Genomic DNA, 18,172 nt, shown 5'->3' on the forward strand with positions numbered 1-18,172 from the left:
CCCTACGTCACGGGTTGCATCGCGTGGGGGCTACTGGACAGCGCGTGCGATATCTGCGAGGTGCGCGCGGCTGAGACGCACGCCGACGCCCTGGATGAGCTCTTCCACGTGCTCCGCGGCGAAGGCGTTCACGATGGGCGCCGTGACGACCTTCTGCGCGAGGAGCCACGCGACGGCGACCGCCGCGTTCGGCAGGCCCAATTCGGCGCCGACCACGTCGAGCGCCCGCAGGGTTCTGCTTCCGCGACGGTTGAGGCTCGCCGTGAGCTGCGCGCCGCGCACCGAACGGACGACGCTCGGGCGGGTGCGATGACCGCCGGCGAGGAACCCGTGCTCGAGCGCGTGCGACGGGGTGAAGGCCATCGCCTGCGCACCGGCGACGAGCCGCAGGTCGCCCTCGAAGTCGTCGCGACGCAAGACGTTGTAGGGCGCGTCGAGAACGGTGATGCGGGGGTAGCCCGCCGACGAGAGGATGCGGGCCTCGACCAACTGGGCCGCGCTGTACCCGTAGGCGCCCACGGCCCGGACCTTTCCCGACTCGACCAACCACTCCGCTGTGGCGAGGGTGTCTTCGAGGACAGCCGCCCGGTCGCTCGTCGCGTCGAGGTACAGCACATCGATGCGGTCGGTCAGGAGGCGGGTGAGGGATGCTTCGACCGCTCGCACGAGGTTCACCGAACCGAGACCGGGGTTGTCGGGGTGCCCGCCCACCCGCACGGCGAGAACCATCTCGTCGCGGAGGCCTCGAGAGTGCATCCACTGCCCGATGATGTGCTCGCTGCGGCCTGCTGAGTAGCTGTCTGCGGTATGGACGGCGTTGCCGCCGAGCTCGGTGTAGGTGTCGAGGATCGCGTGGCTCTCAGCGAGGTCGACGTTCCACCCGAATTCGGCGGCACCGAGGAAGAGGGGGAAGACGTTCGCGCCGGTGTCACCGAGGGCGACGCGCACTCCCTGGCCGATGCCGGGGCCCTGCACGGGGATGGGGGCGGAGGGATGAACGAACCCGGCGGTGGGCGGGCCGAAGGGCGTCGTGCCTTCGACGCTCAACCCCGACATCACGCGACTCCCTCACGATCGACTCCGCGGGAGAAGGACGGAGGTGAGTCGTGATGCGCCCGCGTTCCCACGCGTATTTCGAGGGTAAAGCAGGCTGCCGACGCAACCGCCGCCCGCCCCGCTCGTCCGATAAATATTCGATAACGCTTTCGAACGGCGAATGCCCGCCCCGCCGAAGCGGAACGGGCATTCACGTGGTGTCGGCCGATCGAGGCCGAGCGTCGATCAGCCTTCGGCGGGAGCCTCGGGTCCGTCGCTCGCCGCGGCGGAGCCTTCCTGGTCGGCGGCCTCCTGGTCGTCGGTGACGGGCTCGAGCGACAGCTTTCCGCGGTCGTCGATCTTCGTGATGCGCACGAGGATCTTCTGGCCGACCGAGAGCACGTCTTCGACGTTCTCGACGCGCTTGCCGCCGGCGAGCTTGCGGACCTCGCTGACGTGCAGCAGTCCGTCCTTGCCCGGGAGGAGCGAGACGAACGCACCGAAGGTCGCGATCTTCACGACGGTTCCGAGGAACTGCTCGCCCACCTCGGGGTTGGTCGGGTTGGCGATCGCGTTCACCTGCGCACGAGCGGCCTCGGCCGACGGACCGTCGACGGCGCCGATGTAGACGGTGCCGTCCTCCTCGATGGAGATGTCGGCGCCGGTCTCATCCTGGATCGCGTTGATCGTCTTGCCCTTAGGGCCGATGAGCTCGCCGATCTTGTCGACCGGGATCTGCACGCTGATGACGCGCGGCGCGGTCGGCGCCATCTCGTCGGGAGCGTCGATCGCGGCGTTCAGAACACCGAGGATCGTCAGGCGGGCTTCCTTGGCCTGGGTGAGAGCTGCGGCGAGCACCGACGACGGGATGCCGTCGAGCTTCGTGTCGAGCTGGATGGCCGTGATGAACTCGCTCGTTCCGGCGACCTTGAAGTCCATGTCGCCCAGCGCGTCTTCTGCACCGAGGATGTCGGTCAGCGCCGCGTAACGGGTCTGACCATCGACCTGGTCGGTGACGAGACCCATCGCGATACCGGCGACCGGGGCGCGCAGCGGCACACCGGCGTTCAGGAGCGAGAGGGTGGACGCGCAGACCGAACCCATCGACGTCGAACCGTTGGAGCCGAGCGCCTCGGAGACCTGACGGATCGCGTACGGGAACTCGTCACGTGCGGGCAGCACGGGAACGAGCGCGCGCTCGGCGAGGAAGCCGTGGCCGATCTCGCGACGCTTCGGGCTTCCGACGCGGCCGGTCTCACCGGTCGAGTACGGCGGGAAGTTGTAGTGGTGCATGTAGCGCTTGCGCGTGATCGGCGACAGCGAGTCGATCTGCTGCTCCATCTTGAGCATGTTCAGCGTCGTGACGCCCAGGATCTGGGTTTCACCGCGCTGGAAGATCGCCGAACCGTGGACGCGCGGGATGACCTGCACCTCAGCGTCGAGCGGACGGATGTCGGCGAGGCCACGACCGTCCATGCGAACGCCCTCGGAGAGGATGCGCCCGCGCACGATGATCTTGGTGACCGACTTGTAGGCGGCCGAGAACTCGATCGTCGCGACGGCGGGCAGCTCGCCCGCTTCGACAGCGGCGATGAGCTCTGCCTTGACGGAGGCCTTCAATGCCTCGTCGGCGTCCTGACGCTCTTGCTTGTCGGCGATCTGGTAGATCGGGACGAGCTTGTCGTAGGCACGGCCCGCGACGAAGTCGTAGGTCTCCTGGCTGTAGGCCGGGAAGACGGGGAACGACTTGATCTCTTTGGCCGCGGTGTTGGCGACCGCGTTCTGCGCGGCGACGAGCTGCTTGAGGAACGGCTTCGAGGCTTCGAGGCCCTCGGCGACGACCTGCTCGTTGGGCTTGGTCGCGCCGCCCTTGATGAGGTTCCAGCTGCCCTCGGTGGCTTCGGCTTCGACCATCATGATCGCGACGTCTTCGACACCGTTGGCGTCGGTGATGACGCGACCGGCGACGATGAGGTCGAACACGGCCTCTTCGAGCTGCGTGACGGTGGGGAACGCGATCCACTGGTCGGCGGTCTCACCGGCACCGGGAATGAGCGCGAGGCGCACACCGGCGATCGGACCCGAGAAGGGCAGACCGGAGATCTGAGTCGAGAGGGATGCTGCGTTGATCGCCAGCGCGTCGTAGAACTCGCCCGGTGCGATCGAGAGCACGGTGATGACGATCTGCACCTCGTTGCGGAGGCCGTCGACGAACGACGGACGCAGCGGCCGGTCGATGAGGCGGCAGACGAGGATGGCTTCGGTCGAGGGACGGCCCTCGCGACGGAAGAACGAACCGGGGATCTTGCCGGCGGCGTAGGAACGCTCTTCGACGTCGACGGTCAGCGGGAAGAAGTCGAAGCCTTCACGCGGGTGCTTGCCGGCGCTGGTGGCCGAGAGGAGCATCGTTTCCTCGTCGAGGTACGCGGCGACGGCACCCTGTGCCTGCTGCGCCAGTCGACCGGTTTCGAAGCGGACGGTGCGGGTGCCGAAACGGCCGTTGTCGAGAACGGCTTCAGCGGCGGTGATTTCAGGACCTTCCAAGAGGTCTCTCCTTCTTTGTTTAGACTCGCACGCGCGTTTCGCGAGCGAGATCATTCGAAGGAGCAGGAACAGGCAGAAAAGGGCACGCGGACAGCATCCGTGTGAGATCCCGGCGACTGGCCACCAGTAGACGACCACCCGGCTAAACCGACGGGGAGTCCACCACAGGGGACCAGCGTCCTGCCGGCCTGCTCCATGAGCTCATATGAAATTGAGCGGATTGCCTGGGCAACCCGGCCAAGCCTACCAGCGCCTCCCCCTTCTCCGCCGTGAAGACGCCCGCGATCCGCCGACGACCACCGCGCCCACCGCCGCGCGTCTGGTACGGATCGCCCCGACCGACCTAGGGTGGAGACATGAGTACCGAGGAAAAGCCCGAGAGCGCAGCATCCGATGACATGAAGCGCAAGTTCCGTGAGGCACTCGAGAAGAAGAACGCGCAGCACCGCACCGGTGAGGCGCACCTCGACGGTGACTCCGCAGTGCACTCGACGAAGGGCCCGGCGAGCGGCAACCGCGACTTCAGCCGCCGCAAGAGCGGCTGAGCCGACGCCCGCTGCCGCCGTGGAGCGGGATTCAGGTGCTCGGAACGCGTCCGCGCCGACCGCGACCGGGTAGCTCGACGTAGGAGAGGTGCTTCGCGATGCGGCCGTCGCCGGCCGTTCGCCCCTGGAGCCGACGCCATACCCACGGCAGTGCATCTCGGCGCAGCCAGGTGCCCGGCAGCGGCATCTCGTCGGAGTGGAACGCCTCGTCGAGACCGCTGAGGGCTTCGGCATCGGGCACGCCCAGCACGTCGGCCGCGCGATAGGCGACCAGGCGATGCCCGGCGGGCCTCAGATGCACTCTGTCGTCCGACCACATGGGCAGCTCGCTGAGAGCAGGCATGGCCTCGAGGTCGAGCATCATGGCGCCGGTCTCTGCCGCCACCCGGCGCATCTCGGAGTTGAAGGCGGCGAACCGACGCGCGAACAGCATCGCCGCACGGCGTCGCGGGAGGAAGACGGTCGCCAGCAGCACGTCGGCCCCGGAGGCCCTCACCTGACGCACGGCGTCTTCGAGCTGAGCGACGAGAGCCGGGATGTTGACCTGCGGTCCGACGAGGTCGTTCGAGCCCATCAGGATCGAGACGAGGTCAGGCTTCATCGTCAGGGCATGAGGCACCTGCTCGTCGAGCAGATCTTTCATCTTGCGGCTGCGGACGGCCAGATTCGCGTAGCGGAACGGCCCGGGGCTCGTCTGCGCGAGGAGCGACGCCAGCCGGTCGGCCCACCCGCGGTAGTGACCGTCGGGCATACGGGAGCCGTCGCACAGTCCCTCGGTGATCGAGTCGCCCAGGGCGACGAATCGCGTCCACCGCCGCGAGACCCCGGTCTCGGCGATCGCGGGCCGTGTGCGCCCGCGTGCGGGCAGGGCATCGTCGATGGGGCGCAGCGTGATCGCGTCGCGGTAGTGGCCGACGAGCTGAGACCCCAGGGCGTCCCAGGTGCGACCCGAGATGCTCTCGCGCGCGGCGAGCGCGAAAGCGCGACGCTTCGCCTCGTCGCCGACGAGGTCGGCGACTCGGGCACGCATGTCGTCGAGGTCACCCGGACGGTAGAGCCAGCCGTCGATGCTGCTGCGCACGAGATCGAGCGGCCCGCCGACCCCGGTCGCCACCACCGGCACGCCGCTGGCAAGTGCTTCTTGGATGGTCTGCCCGAAGGTCTCGCTCTCGCCGGGGTGCACGAAGACGTCGAAACCGGCCATGACCTCGCCGAGCTCCGCGCCCGAGAGGTGCCCGGTGAAGACGGCGTCGGGCAGCATCCGTTCGAGCCCTGCTCTCGACGGGCCGTCGCCGACGATGACCAGGCGGGTGCCCGGCAGGTTCGCCAGGGCGCGCAGGTCGTCGACCTGCTTCTCGGGAGCGAGGCGTCCGACGTACCCCACGATGGTTTCCCCGGCAGGGGCGATGCTCTGCCGCCAGGCCTCGTTGCGGTGCCGCGGATCGAAGCGGACCGCGTCGACGCCACGACCCCACCGGCGGATGCGGTCGACGCCGAGCGCTTCGAGCTGCGCGGTCGACGCCGACGAAGGCGCGAGAGTGAGCGTCGCGCGTCGGTGCAGGCGTGCGACGTGGCCCTCGACGAACGAGGTCGCCGCGGGCATGCCGTACTTCTGCGCGTACGCGACGACATCGGTCTGGTAGATCGCGACCGTCGGGATGTTCAAGGCATCGGCGGCGGCGAGTCCCTGCCAACCGAGCACGAACGGCGAGGCCAGGTGCACGACGTCGGGCTGGAAACTCCGCAGAAGCGCGGTCAGCCGAGCGGCACGCGCGAAGACGACCCGCACCTCCGGATAAGACGGCAAGGGAACCGATCGGAGCAGCTCGGTGCGTGCTCCGTGGAGATCTGCCGTCACTTCACCGGCGCGGGGGGCGATCACGAGTGTTTCGTGGCCCTCGGCCTTCAGATGACGCAGGACGTGGAGAACGGAACCGGTGACCCCGTTCATGTGGGGAAGGAAGGATTCGGCGAGCAACGCGACTCTCACGCCTCCAGGGTGGGGCCAACCCGACCCGCCCGCACCGCCGGAACACCCCGATCGCCGAGAGTTCACCTGATCTACGCTCGTGCGTCACCCGCCCGTTGCGTGCCGACACGCTGTTCATACGGACGTGGTAGGCAAGCCGGGTGATCGACGAGGTGTTGGCGCAGGCGGCCACGAACCCCTGGGCGCTGCCGTTGATGTTCCTGCTCGTGCTGGGCGACGCGTTCCTCGTCATCATTCCCGGGGAGGCCGCGGTGACGGCTTTCGGAGCGCTCGCCGTCTCGAACGGCGCTCCGCCGCTCCCGGCCGTGATCGTCGTCGCCACGGCGGGCGCGCTGATGGGCGACGTGAGCTGCTACCTCGTGGGCCGCTGGGTCGGCCTCGAACGCTGGGGGTGGATGCGTCGACCACGCATTCAAGCGGCGTTCTCGTGGGCGCGCTCCCGACTCGACCAGCGCACGGCGCTCGTGCTCTTCACCGCTCGTTTCATTCCGTTCGCGCGCCTCGCCGTGAACCTGACCGCCGGCGCCTCGCGCGTGCCCGCTCCGCGCTACGTCGTGGTCGCGGGTCTCGCCGCCCTCGGCTGGGCGTCGTACCAGGCCCTCATCGGCGCCGCGGTCGCGACGATCGTCCCCGGCGGACCGGTCGTCGCCGTCATCATCTCGGTGGTCCTCGCACTCGGCATCGGCCTGGTCATCGACGCCCTCCTCGCGCGCCGCGGACGACGGACCGGCCGGCTCTAACCGAGCGCCAGGGTGCGCCGCGCGGCGTCGACCAGGGCTGCCCCGTAGGCCGGGCCGTGACCGGCCGCGTGCACGGCGAGCGGATGCAGCTGGTGGAGCGGCACTCGTTCGCGCCAGCCGGGGACGAGCGGATGCTGCGTGTCGTAGGCCGCCAGGACGACGTCGAGGAACGGACACCCGAAGAGTCGGAGCATCGCCAGGTCGGTCTCGCGGTGCCCGCCGTGTGCCGCCGGGTCGATCATCACGACCCCACCGGCCGACCACAGGACGTTCCCGGCCCACAGATCTCCGTGCAGACGGGCCGGCCGGTCACCGTCGTCGAACGTGCCCGCCGCGACGAGATCGCACGCGCGCTCGACCACGGCGGCTCCCGCCCCGTCGAGGTTTCGCGCGGCGACGGCCGCCTCGAGAAAGGGACGCACCCGCTGCTCGGCGTAGAAGGACCCCCACGACGCGGTCGGCCGAGACGGCTGGCGTCGCCGGCCGATGAACACCGGGCCGTCCCACCCCTCGGGCGGGCTGCCGAAGGCGGCCGCTCCGGCGTCGTGTGTCACGGCGAGCGCCGCGCCGAACGCCGCTGCGGCCGCGGCATCCGCTCTGCTCTCGGTGATGCGCTCGAGCGAGATGCGCCCCGGCCCGACCTCGGCGACCCCGACGACGCGCACACCGCCGGCGACCCGCAGCCAGGCGAGCCCCGCGGCCTCGGCCTCGAAGAAACCGGCGGGGGCGTCGGGACGGTTCTTCACGAACTGTTCCATCGCACCAGTCTGTCGCGGTGTCGGCGCCCACCGGGAAGATGGGGCCCATGGATGCTTCGCTCACGACCGAGGGCTACGACCCCGGCTTTCTCGGTCCCGCCGTGCCGCTGCCGACGTCGTCTGCCCCGACGCAGGCTCTCACCTACCCGCACTTCACGGTGGTGCTCGACCTCGACCGCCGGCTGGCGCGGACGACGGCCGTGAACATCGACGGAGAGAGCGTCCGCGACCTGCCGCGCACGGGGGAATGGCGCCTCGATCCTCGGGCGCCCGCCGAGACGCAGACCGGCCCCGACGTCTACGCGCGCAACGATCTCGACCGTGGCCACCTCGTCCGCCGTCGCGACCCCGGGTGGGGCGAGAGCGACGAGGCACGGCGGGCGACGGAGGCGACGTTCTTCTACACGAACGCCGCCCCGCAGGCCGCCGGTTTCAATCAGTCCAAAGAGCTGTGGCTGGGGCTCGAAGATCACGTGCTCGAGTACGCCGAGACGACCGACACGAGAGTCTCGGTGTTCACCGCGCCGATCCTCGGCGACGACGACCCGCCCTACCGCGGCATCCGCGTGCCGCTCCGATTCTGGAAGATCGCCGCCTGGGCGACCGCAGACCCGGGCACGCCCCTCGCCGCGTCGGGCTTCTTGCTCGACCAGTCAGAGCTCGTCGATACGCGACAGGGCGCCACCGCGGTCGCGCCCCTCGGCGCCTTCCGCACTTTCCAGGTGCCGATCTCCGATATCGCGGGTCTTGCCGGTGTCGACCTCGGACCCCTCGTGGACGCAGACGTCCTGCCCCGCACGGGGGTGCGCCCCACACCGTGGCGCGAGATCACCTCGGCACCCGACATCGCGCTCCGCTGATCGGCGGGGTCACTCCCCCTTGCGGCCTCCGAGAAGGTGACCGAACGACCGACCTTCGCCGAGATAGACCGACGGGTCGTACGGGTCTTCTTCGCGGACCGGGGTGCGCACGGCGATCGCCTCGGCGAGTTCACGTGCTCCGCGGTCGATGCGGGCGCCGAGCGGCGCAACGGCGTCCGCGTTGGTCCCCCAGTCGCTCGAAGCCGCGAACACTCCCGTCGGCACCGGGTTCGCGTGGAGGTAGGTGAAGAGCGGCCGTATCGCGTAGTCGAGTGCCAGAGAGTGGCGAGCCGTGCCGGCGTTCGCCCCGAGAAGCACGGGGGTACCGGTGAGGGCGTCGGGATCGAGGATGTCGACGAACGACTTGAACAGTCCCGAGTAGCTCGTCGAGAAGATCGGCGTCACGGCGATGATCGCGTCGGCCGACACCACGGCGTTGATCATCGTCTCGAGCGCGGGCGCGGCGAAGCCGGTCAGCAGGTTGTTGGTGATGTCGTGTGCGAAGTCGCGCAACTCGAACACCTCGACCGTCGTCTCGATGCCCAGCGGCTCTGACGCGGTGCTCTTCGCGCGAAGAGCCGCGACCGTGGCGTCGGCGAGTCGGTCGCCCAGCATCCGTGTCGTCGACGGATTCGAGAGACCGGCCGTCACGACCGCGATGCGTCGTGCACCGCGCCCGCCTTCGGAGTCGAAACCCGCCATGTCAGACCGCCGTCCGTGTCGCTGCGGCCCCGAAGGCGCTTCCGACGGGGGCGGGGGTGTCGCGGTACGGCGAGCCGTCGGTGAGGTTGTCTCCGCGGTTGGCCTTCGGCACCGCCTGACGGGGAACACCGTCGGCGTAGGTGGCGGCCACGAGGTTCGCGTGCGTGGGGGCATCGGGGACCTCGGCCGGGCGGTTCTCGGCGAGCTCCCTGCGGAGCACGGGCACGACCTCTCCGCCGAGGATGTCGAGCTGCTCGAGCACGATCTTCAGCGGAAGCCCGGCGTGATCGATGAGGAAGAGCTGGCGCTGGTAGTCGCCGAACGTGTCGCGCATGCCCGCGTACCGGTCGATGACCTGCTGCGGCGAACCCACCGTCAGGGGGGTCATCTGCGTGAAGTCCTCCATGCTCGGGCCGTGGCCGTAGACCGGGGCGTTGTCGAAGTAGGGGCGGAACTGCGCCACGGCGTCTTGCGAGTTCTTGGCCATGAAGGCCTGGCCGCCGAGGCCGACGATCGCCTGTTCGGGCGTTCCGTGGCCGTAGTGGGCGTAGCGCTGCCGGTAGAGCGCGATGAGGCGCTGGTAGTGCTCCTTCGGCCAGAAGATGTTGTTCGCGAAGAATCCGTTGCCGTAGTACGCGGCCTGCTCGGCGATCTCGGGGGTGCGGATCGAGCCGTGCCAGACGAAGGGGGGCACGCCGTCGAGAGGGCGAGGGGTGGAGGTGAAGCCCTGCAGCGGGGTGCGGAACTCCCCCTCCCAGTCCACGATGTCTTCGCGCCACAGCCGGTGCAGCAGGTCGTAGTTCTCGATCGCGAGGGGCAGGCCCTGCCGGATGTCTTTGCCGAACCACGGGTAGACCGGACCGGTGTTGCCACGGCCGAGCATGAGGTCGACGCGTCCGCCCGACACGTGCTGGAGCATGGCGAAGTCTTCGGCGAGTTTCACGGGGTCATTCGTCGTGATGAGCGCCATCGAGGTCGTGAAGATCAACCGCTCGGTCTGCGCCGCCATGTAGGCGAGCGTCGTCGTGGGCGACGACGACCAGAACGGCGGGTTGTGGTGCTCCCCCAACGCGAAAACGTCGAGACCCACTTCTTCGGCGTGACGGGCGACGGTGATCGTGTCGCGGATCTTCTCGGCCTCGCTCGGCGTCTTGCCGTTCGTGGGGTCTTCGGTGATGTCTCCCACCGAGAAGATGCCGAACTGCATGCCCGGCCAGGTGGTCGTCTCGTTCACGATCGGTCTCCGTCTCTCACGCTTCGGTAATTGTATTCGCGTGAATGCACTCGCTGTAACGCCTCGGACCCGAGAGTATTCCCGCCCGCGCTCCTACGTCCTCGACGTGCGCGGTAATCCTCTGCAACATTCCCGGACCCTCTTCGACACCCGCCTAGTCTCGGCACATGGCCGATCTGAATCTCCCCGTTCTCGATCTCTCGCTTCTCGACCAGGGGCCCGATGCTGCCGCCCGATTCCGGGATGAACTGCGCACCGCGACCCACGACGTCGGGTTCTTCTACCTCGTCGGGACGGGCGTCACCCCCGAGCTCGAAGCGCGGCTGAACCGCGTCGCGCGCGAGTTCTTCGAACTGCCCGAGGCCGACAAGCTCGCCATCGAGAACGTTCGCAGCCCGCACTTCCGCGGGTACACCCGCATCGGCGGCGAACGCACCCAGGGCGAAGTCGACTGGCGCGAGCAGATCGACGTGGGCCCCGAACGCAGCGCGATCGACAACCCCGGCGGACCCGACTACGAGCGGCTCACGGGCCCGAACCTGTGGCCCGAAGCCCAGCCCGAGCTGCGCGAGGTGGTCACGGAATGGCATGACCGGCTCACCGGCATCGCGCGCAAGCTGCTGCGGGCGTGGGCGCTCGCCCTCGGGGCCGACGAGGAGTACTTCGACCGACACTTCGGCGACCCCTCGACCCTGATCAAGATCGTGCGATACCCCGGCAAAGACGATCCGACTCCGCAGCAGGGTGTCGGCGCCCACAAAGACTCGGGCGTGCTGACCCTGCTGTGGGTCGAGCCCGGCAAGGGCGGGCTGCAGGTGCAGCGCGACGGCGAATGGGTCGATGCCCCACCGGTGCCGGGGTCGTTCGTGGTCAACATCGGCGAACTGCTCGAGTACGCCACCCAGGGCTACCTCGTCGCGACGAACCACCGGGTCATCTCCCCGCGATACCCCGATGACCGCATCTCGGTGCCGTTCTTCTTCAACCCCGCACTCGACGCGCGCCTGCCGATCATCGACCTGCCGGCCGACCTCGCCGCCGCGGCTCGGGGCGTCACCGAAGACCCCACGAATCCCATCCACGCGACCTACGGCGAGAACGCGCTCAAGTCGCGCCTGCGCGCGCACCCCGACGTCGCGGCGCTCCACCACCCCGACCTGGTCGCCGCCCGCGCCGCCGCCAAGGCCTGACGCCGCAGCATCCGCTCGCCTTCGACCGAAACCGCTTCCGCGCGGCGAGACCCTGACATCGTGCAGGGGTCTCGTCGGCGAGAAGCGGTCTCGCGGTTTCTGGATAGGCGCCCGGGCATGACGAAGGCCTCCCCACACCGTGGGGAGGCCTTCGAAGAAAGCGATGAACGCTAGGAGCGCGGTGCTTAGCGGCGGAGTCCGAGACGCTCGATCAACGAACGGTACCGTGCGATGTCGATGTCCTGGAGGTAGCCGAGCAGACGACGGCGCTGACCCACCATCAAGAACAGACCACGACGAGAGTGGTGGTCGTGCTTGTGCTCCTTGAGGTGCTCGGTGAGGTCCTTGATGCGCTGCGTCAGCATCGCGACCTGCACCTCGGGGGATCCGGTGTCACCGGGGTGCGTCGCGTACTCTTCCATGATCGCCTTCTTGGCTTCAGATTCGAGTGGCATAGATGGGATCCCCTTTCAGCTTGTTGCGCGGCGCCCGACGCCGAATGCGTGGGCTCTCTTTCTCCGCGGCCGATCCAACGGCAACCGTGTGAGTCTACCAGCGAACGGATGCTGCGGTGAACCTCGTCGGAAGGCCTCGGCAGAGCCGCACACCGTAGGACGACAGACAGGCGTCGGCGGATATCGGACGACGCATCCGATACCCCCCACGGGTGTCGGCGGTGGGGCCTAGAGTCGGCGGGTGTCCTCGCCCCATGTGCCTCCCTCGCAGACGTCCGTCGCCGTGCAGTTCGCCCTGACGGGCATCATCTGGGGCTCCAGCTTCCTGTTCATGAAGGTCGCCCTGACCGGCCTCGCCCCGGGCCAGGTCGCGTGGGGGCGACTCGTCCTGGGCGCTCTCACGCTCGGGGTGTTCATGCTGATCCGGCGTGAGCGCCTCCCCCGCCGCCCGATCGTGTGGATGCACCTCGCCGTCGTCGGCGTCGTCTTCTGCGTGCTGCCGTTCCTGCTGTTCTCGTGGGCCCAGCAGCACGTCACCTCGGGCCTCGCCAGCATCTACAACGCGACGACACCGATCATGACCGCCGTCATGGCGTGGGCGGTGTTCCGCGTCGAGCGTCTGAAACCCGTGCAGATCGCCGGCATCGTGCTCGGCATCCTGGGCGTGCTCGTGATCGTCGGGCCGTGGCAGGGGCTCGACCTCGATCAGAGCCTCATCGCACAGTTGGCGATCCTGGGCGCGACCGCCTGCTACGGATTCGGGCTGGCCTACATGCGCCGCTTCCTCGCGAACACCGGCCTGTCGCCGCTCAGTTTCGCGTTCTCGTACATCGCGCTGGCCGCCGCCGTGATGGTGGTGCTGACCCCGGTGATCGCCGTCGGCCCGATGGTGTGGGATCCGTGGGTGCTCGGCAGCATGATCATGCTCGGGTGCCTCGGCACCGGTGTCGCGTACATCTGGAACCAGAACGCGCTGCGCGCGTGGGGCCCGACCCGAGCGTCGACCGTGACGTACATCACCCCGGTGGTCGGCGTGGTGCTCGGCATGCTCATCCTCGGCGAACCGCTGGCGTGGAACGAGCCGGTCGGTGCGTTGGTGGTGTTCCTCGGCATCCTGCTGGCTCAAGACCGGTTGCGGCGGCGCCGGACCGTCGCCGTCTGAGACCCGGGTACGCAGAAGGGGCGGATGCTTCGCAGCATCCGCCCCTTCCGATGTTCAGCCTCAGGCCTGGAGGGCGCCCTGCAGGTCGAGCTCGATGGTGACGTCCTTGCCGACGAGAACGCCGCCGGTCTCGAGGGCGGTGTTCCACGTCAGACCGAAGTCTTCGCGGTTGATGACCGTCTTCGCCGTCGCGCCGGCCTTGTAGTTGCCCCACGGGTCGGTGCCGAAGCCGCCGAACTCGAACGAGAACGTGACGGGCTTGGTGGTGTCGCGGATGGTCAGGTCGCCGTCGACGAGCATGTCGCCGTCTTCGACGCGAACGCCGGTCGAGCGGAACTTCATGGTCGGGTAGTTCTCGACGTCGAAGAAGTCGCCCGAGCGGAGGTGTCCGTCGCGGCCCTCGTCTTTGGTGTCGATCGACGCGACGTCGACCTCGGCCTCGACGGTGGTCTCGAGCGGGTTCTCGGGGGTGACGAAGGTGCCGCTCTTCACGCCGAAGGCGCCGCGCACCTTCGAGATCATCATGTGGCGGACGCTGAAGGTGACCTCGCTGTGCGAGGGGTCGAGCGTCCAGGTGCCCGCCTTGTAACCGGGGATGTCGAGCGTGTTGGTGTCGGTCATGATTCTCCTCGAGTGATGGGTGCCGGATCGAGCGGCATCTTCGGCACCAACCCGCACTACGTCGAATGTATTCCACCGAATGGAGAAACGACGAAACCCGGGCGCGCCGAAGCGCTCCCGGGTTCGAAGACGTCGAGGTCAGCCGACCTGGATCAGGTCGATGATGAAGATGAGTGTCTTGCCGCCGAGGAAGTGGCCACCGGCCGGGCCGTAGGCGAGGTGCGGAGGAATTACCAGCTCGCGGCGTCCGCCGACCTTCATGCCCGGGATGCCGTCCTGCCACCCCTGGATGAGGCCACGGAGGGGGAACTGGATGCTTTCTCCGCGTCCCCACGACGAATCGAACTCTTCGCCGGTGTCGTACTCGACGCCCAGGTAGTGCACCGTCACGTTGTCGCCGGGCTTCGCCTCGGCGCCGTCGCCGACAGTGATGTCGCGGATGACGAGGTCGGAGGGAGCGGGGCCCTGGGGGGCGTCGATCTCGGGCTTGGTCGCATCAGTCATGCCACCATCCAAGCACGAGCGAGCGTCATGGGAGCGCCCTTGACAGGACTCAGCGCCCGGGGCCGCGGCAATGCCTGCGGGTCGACCGGGCGCTGAGTTGATCTGGCATCAGGATGCGCCGCGCTCGGCACCCTGTCAAGACCCGACCGCAACAGCCGTCAGGGCGCGAACAGCGAAGACCTCGCGGCCGTCGCCCGCCCGAGCAGCTCGCGCTCGGCGGCCACCGCCTGCGGGTCACGCCCAGAAAGAGAGCGCTGCCGCGCGGCGGCCAGCGCTGTCGCATCGGCGATGAAGCGTCGCATCACGGGTGTGCGGTCGCCGTTCAGGGTGCGCGCCCAGCGCAGTGCCGCCCGGCGGCCCGCACCGGTGGCGAGCATGTCGACTTCTTGTGCGGTGAACCACCCGGCGGCCGCGTACTCGCCGAGGCGCACGCGGGTGAGGCGGGACTCCTCTCGACGGAGCAGAACCACCCCGAGGATGAAGAGACCGAACAGCGGCACCTGAACCGTCGCGTAGAGGCCGAAGAAGTCGGCCAGCAACGCGGAGCCGTTCCACAGCGCGTGGAGGAAGATCGCGCCGAGCAGGCCGACGACTCCGTAGCCCAGCGCCTTCCCCGCGGGGAGCGAACGTCGCGCCGCGAGGCCGAAGGCGAAGCCTGTGAGGGCGGTGAACATGACGTGGGCGAACGGCGACAGGATCGCCCGCAGGAAGAACGTCGCCGAGGTCTGGGCCACGCCCCCCTCGATGAGGCTGATCGCGAAGTACTGGATGTTCTCGGTGAAGGCGAAGCCGGCGCCGACGAGAGCGCCGTAGACGATCCCGTCGACGGGCCCGTCGAACGCGCGACGTGCGGCGAGGTAGATGAGGAAGACGCCCAACCCTTTCGCGACCTCTTCGACGACGGGGGCCTGGATGACGGCCGAGAAGAAGTCGGGCAGAGGGCCGACAGCGAGGGTCAGAACGAGGTCGACACCCAGCGCGATCGCGACGGACGCGACGGCACCCCAGGCGACGGCGAAGATCACGATGCCGCGCGGTTCGGGCTCCCACCGGTCGATCAGGCGCACCACGAACCACACTACGGCCAGCGGGACGAGGGCGAGGACCATACCCACGACCGAAGCCACCGGCCCCAGGAAGTTCACGAAGTAGGCGATCAGTGCGATCAGCACCAACGCGAGTGCGCCGCCGATCCAGATCAACGCGCCGCCGGCCCGCCGCGGACCGACCGGTACCTGTGCCGGCGGGGCGACGACGGGCGCGATCGGTGCACCCTCCCCCGGATGCTGCTGCGAAAACGGGGACGAGTAGGCCATGCGCTCAGCCTAGAGCGGCCCCGACGCGGCGCCCGGTAGCGTGGAGCCATGCGGTTCGCCCACGTTCGGTCAGTGTTGTCAGAACCCTCCCCCCGCCTGGTGGTGGTGAGAGAGGAGTCGATGGCCTTCGTCGACGAGTTGTTCACCGGCGCACCTCGTACCCTCGAAGCCCTCATCGCGGGAGGCGACGAACTGCTCGACCGCGTGCGCGACTCCGTCGACGCCGCCTCGTGGAAGCCCCTGGGAGGCGCCGACTTCGCCTCGGCTGTTCTCGCTCCTCCGGTGATCCTCGCGATAGGCCTTAACTACTCGGCCCACTCCGGCGAGCTGGGGCTCAAGACCGATTCGACGCCGACCGTCTTCGTGCTGTGGCCGAACTCGCTCAGCGGGCACGACGACACCACCTCGTGGCCGCGCTCCCTCAGCGAATCGGTCGACTACGAAGCCGAGCTCGGCGTCATCATCGGACGCCCCGCGAAGAACGTGTCCGCGAGCGACGCGCTCGATCACGTGTGGGGATACACCGTCGTCAACGACATCACGGCGCGCGACATCCAGTTCTCGGAGGCCCAATGGTCGCGCTGCAAGTCGTTCGACGGCTTCACACCGACGGGTCCGTTCGTCGTGACCGCCGACGAGATCCCCGACCCGCAAGACCTGCACATCTGGACGGTCGTCGACGGACACCGGGTGCAGGATGCGTCGACCGGCCAGATGGTGCGTTCGGTCGCGACCCTCATCGCGCACCTGTCCCAGTCGGTGACACTGCTGCCCGGAACCCTCATCTCGACCGGAAGCCCCGGCGGCGCGGGCTACTCGCGCGACCCGCAGATCTTCCTCCGCGATCGTTCGACGGTCACCGTGGCCGTGGACGGTGTCGGGAAACTGACGACGCGTTGCCGCATCGTCGGCTGAGTGCTCTCCGACCGCAGACTTCAGCTCTCGGGCGGCGCCACCACGTCGGTGGACGACCGGATGATCGGGATCGCCTCGGTGATCGCCTCAAGGCCCGACAGCCGCATGGGCGATATCTGCTTGGTCACCTCGGCGCGCGACATGAGTCCGGCTTCGACCACGAGGTCGGCGACGTTCCGCCCGGTGAGGAGCGCCGTCTTGGCGAGCGCCGCCGCCGCCGCGTAACCGATGAACGGTGTGAGGGCGGTCACGACCCCCACCGACGATCCCACCATCGCGCCGAGGCGTGCGCGGTTCGCGGTGATCCCGTCGACGCAGTTGACGCGGAGCGTCCACATCGCCCGCTCCATCCACGTCATCGACTGGAAGATCGAGTGCGCGATCACGGGCTCGAACGCGTTCAACTGCAGCTGCCCGCCCTCCACCGCCATGGTGACCGTCAGATCGGCGCCGGTGACGGCGAACGCGACCTGGTTCACGACCTCGGGGATGACCGGGTTGACCTTTCCGGGCATGATGCTCGAGCCCGCCTGACGTGGCGGGAGGTTGATCTCTCCGAGCCCCGCTTGGGGTCCGCTCGAGAGCAGCCGCAGGTCGTTGCAGATCTTCGACATCTTGATGGCGTTGCGCTTGAGCGACGACGAGAACGACATGAACGAACCGGTGTCGCTCGTCGACTCCACGAGGTCGGTGGCCGTCTCGAGATCGAGCGAGGTGATGGCCCGCAGATGGTGGAGCACGGCCTTGCCGTAGGTGGCGTGCGCGGTGATGCCGGTGCCGATCGCCGTCGCTCCCATGTTCACCTCCGACAGGAGGTAGGCGTTCTCGGTGAGTCGGTTGTAGTCCTCTCCGAGGGTGGTGGCGAATCCGTGGAACTCCTGACCCAGCGTCATGGGCACAGCATCCTGCAACTGCGTGCGACCGACCTTCAGAACGTCGTGGAACTCCTCGGATTTGGCGAGGAACGACTGGCGCAGCAGCGACAGCTGCTCCAGGAGCGTGCGCAGGTTGAGCGAGAGACCGACCTTGATGGCCGTCGGGTAGACGTCGTTGGTCGACTGGCTGCGGTTCGTGTGGTCGATCGGCGAGAGGAATCCGTAGTCGCCCTTTTCGCGCCCGGCCTCTTCGAGGGCGATGTTGGTGAGCACCTCGTTGGCGTTCATGTTGGTCGAGGTCCCCGCCCCGCCCTGAATCACGCCCACGACGAACTGGTCGTGGAACTCGCCGTCGATGACGCGCTGGGCGGCGCGGTCGATGAGACCCGCCCGCTCTTCATCGAGCACGCCGATCTCGAGATTCGCTCGGGCCGATGCCTGCTTCACCATCGCGAGAGCGCGGACCAGGTCGGGGTAGACCGAGATGGGACGCTGCGAGATCGGGAAGTTCTCGAGCGCCCGCGCGGTGTGGATGCCCCAGTACGCATCGGCGGGGATCTCGAGCGATCCGAGTGAATCGGTCTCGGTGCGGGTGCGCCCCGTCGTGTGCTGGCGCCCCGTCGTTGGTTGATTCTTCGCGTCCAGTGGCATGTGCATCCTCGTGGGTTACGGCCGGTCGGGGTGCGTCGAGCCTAGCGGCGCGAGAATCGTGCGAGGGGTGACTCC

Annotated in this window: 17 protein-coding genes; 6 read left to right on the forward strand and 11 right to left on the reverse strand. The window is 68.5% G+C overall.

All coding sequences use genetic code 11. From position 1 onward, the window contains the following. Nucleotides 1-30: 30 nt before the first annotated feature. Nucleotides 31-1,056, reverse strand: coding sequence for an aldo/keto reductase (locus ACFXQA_RS00310; RefSeq protein WP_394517788.1), 1,026 nt, complete (start codon nt 1,054-1,056; stop codon nt 31-33). Nucleotides 1,057-1,281: 225 nt separating this feature from the next. After that, nucleotides 1,282-3,579: a polyribonucleotide nucleotidyltransferase gene (locus tag ACFXQA_RS00315; protein WP_394517789.1), complete on the reverse strand. Its 2,298-nt coding sequence runs from the start codon at nt 3,577-3,579 to the stop codon at nt 1,282-1,284. Nucleotides 3,580-3,935: 356 nt separating this feature from the next. Between ACFXQA_RS00315 and ACFXQA_RS00320 the strand changes: the two genes are divergently transcribed. After that, nucleotides 3,936-4,124, forward strand: coding sequence for a DUF5302 domain-containing protein (locus ACFXQA_RS00320; RefSeq protein ID WP_394517790.1), 189 nt, complete (start codon nt 3,936-3,938; stop codon nt 4,122-4,124). 31 nt (nt 4,125-4,155) lie between these two features. Here ACFXQA_RS00320 and ACFXQA_RS00325 read toward each other — a convergent pair whose 3' ends face one another. Beyond that, nucleotides 4,156-6,114 carry a GDSL-type esterase/lipase family protein gene (locus tag ACFXQA_RS00325; protein WP_394517791.1) on the reverse strand — a complete coding sequence of 653 codons (1,959 nt, stop codon included), beginning with the start codon at nt 6,112-6,114 and terminating at the stop codon, nt 4,156-4,158. Nucleotides 6,115-6,254: 140 nt separating this feature from the next. Between ACFXQA_RS00325 and ACFXQA_RS00330 the strand changes: the two genes are divergently transcribed. Beyond that, nucleotides 6,255-6,854: a DedA family protein gene (locus ACFXQA_RS00330; RefSeq protein ID WP_394517792.1), complete on the forward strand. Its 600-nt coding sequence runs from the start codon at nt 6,255-6,257 to the stop codon at nt 6,852-6,854. On the opposite strand, the gene ACFXQA_RS00335 is transcribed toward ACFXQA_RS00330, so the two are convergent. Beyond that, on the reverse strand, nt 6,851-7,612 hold the full coding sequence (locus ACFXQA_RS00335) for a fructosamine kinase family protein (protein WP_394517793.1): 762 nt from the start codon (nt 7,610-7,612) through the stop codon (nt 6,851-6,853). The two genes, ACFXQA_RS00330 and ACFXQA_RS00335, sit on opposite strands and share 4 nt — an antisense overlap. A 47-nt stretch (nt 7,613-7,659) precedes the next feature. Here ACFXQA_RS00335 and ACFXQA_RS00340 point away from each other — a divergent pair, with 47 nt between their 5' ends. Then, nucleotides 7,660-8,472: a DNA/RNA non-specific endonuclease gene (locus tag ACFXQA_RS00340; RefSeq protein ID WP_394517794.1), complete on the forward strand. Its 813-nt coding sequence runs from the start codon at nt 7,660-7,662 to the stop codon at nt 8,470-8,472. A gap of 9 nt (nt 8,473-8,481) precedes the next feature. On the opposite strand, the gene ACFXQA_RS00345 is transcribed toward ACFXQA_RS00340, so the two are convergent. Both ACFXQA_RS00345 and ACFXQA_RS00350 read right to left on the reverse strand, forming a co-directional pair. Next, nucleotides 8,482-9,174, reverse strand: a complete 693-nt coding sequence (locus ACFXQA_RS00345) for an FMN reductase (protein ID WP_394517795.1) — start codon at nt 9,172-9,174, stop codon at nt 8,482-8,484. A gap of 1 nt (nt 9,175) precedes the next feature. Beyond that, nucleotides 9,176-10,381, reverse strand: coding sequence for an LLM class flavin-dependent oxidoreductase (locus ACFXQA_RS00350; RefSeq protein ID WP_394517830.1), 1,206 nt, complete (start codon nt 10,379-10,381; stop codon nt 9,176-9,178). A gap of 194 nt (nt 10,382-10,575) precedes the next feature. On the opposite strand from ACFXQA_RS00350, the gene ACFXQA_RS00355 reads away from it, so the two are divergent. Beyond that, nucleotides 10,576-11,598 (forward strand): isopenicillin N synthase family dioxygenase, encoded by a 1,023-nt coding sequence (locus ACFXQA_RS00355; protein ID WP_394517796.1) that lies wholly within the window; start codon nt 10,576-10,578, stop codon nt 11,596-11,598. A 185-nt stretch (nt 11,599-11,783) separates the two neighbouring features. Here the strand turns inward: ACFXQA_RS00355 and rpsO are convergent, their stop codons facing one another. After that, entirely contained in the window at nt 11,784-12,053 is a 270-nt protein-coding gene (gene rpsO, locus ACFXQA_RS00360) for a 30S ribosomal protein S15 (protein WP_394517797.1), read from the reverse strand. A 241-nt stretch (nt 12,054-12,294) separates the two neighbouring features. Here rpsO and ACFXQA_RS00365 point away from each other — a divergent pair, with 241 nt between their 5' ends. After that, nucleotides 12,295-13,215, forward strand: a complete 921-nt coding sequence (locus tag ACFXQA_RS00365; RefSeq protein WP_394517798.1) for a DMT family transporter — start codon at nt 12,295-12,297, stop codon at nt 13,213-13,215. Between the two features lie 60 nt (nt 13,216-13,275). Here ACFXQA_RS00365 and ACFXQA_RS00370 read toward each other — a convergent pair whose 3' ends face one another. From ACFXQA_RS00370 to ACFXQA_RS00380, 3 genes are all read right to left on the reverse strand, one after another. Continuing rightward, nucleotides 13,276-13,836, reverse strand: coding sequence for a YceI family protein (locus tag ACFXQA_RS00370; RefSeq protein WP_394517799.1), 561 nt, complete (start codon nt 13,834-13,836; stop codon nt 13,276-13,278). A 138-nt stretch (nt 13,837-13,974) separates the two neighbouring features. After that, complete coding sequence (locus tag ACFXQA_RS00375; RefSeq protein WP_394517800.1) at nt 13,975-14,340, reverse strand: FKBP-type peptidyl-prolyl cis-trans isomerase; 366 nt, start codon at nt 14,338-14,340, stop codon at nt 13,975-13,977. Between the two features lie 158 nt (nt 14,341-14,498). After that, nucleotides 14,499-15,656 (reverse strand): PrsW family intramembrane metalloprotease, encoded by a 1,158-nt coding sequence (locus ACFXQA_RS00380; protein ID WP_394517801.1) that lies wholly within the window; start codon nt 15,654-15,656, stop codon nt 14,499-14,501. Nucleotides 15,657-15,704: 48 nt separating this feature from the next. Between ACFXQA_RS00380 and ACFXQA_RS00385 the strand changes: the two genes are divergently transcribed. Beyond that, nucleotides 15,705-16,571, forward strand: coding sequence for a fumarylacetoacetate hydrolase family protein (locus ACFXQA_RS00385; RefSeq protein WP_394517802.1), 867 nt, complete (start codon nt 15,705-15,707; stop codon nt 16,569-16,571). A gap of 20 nt (nt 16,572-16,591) precedes the next feature. Here the strand turns inward: ACFXQA_RS00385 and ACFXQA_RS00390 are convergent, their stop codons facing one another. Beyond that, a complete protein-coding gene (locus ACFXQA_RS00390) occupies nt 16,592-18,097 on the reverse strand; it encodes an aspartate ammonia-lyase (RefSeq protein ID WP_394517803.1) in 1,506 nt (501 codons plus the stop codon). Nucleotides 18,098-18,172 lie beyond the last annotated feature (75 nt).

Origin of the sequence: Microbacterium shimangi, from assembly GCF_043556445.1 — a bacterium.
In the GTDB taxonomy this organism is placed as follows: Bacteria; Actinomycetota; Actinomycetes; order Actinomycetales; family Microbacteriaceae; genus Microbacterium.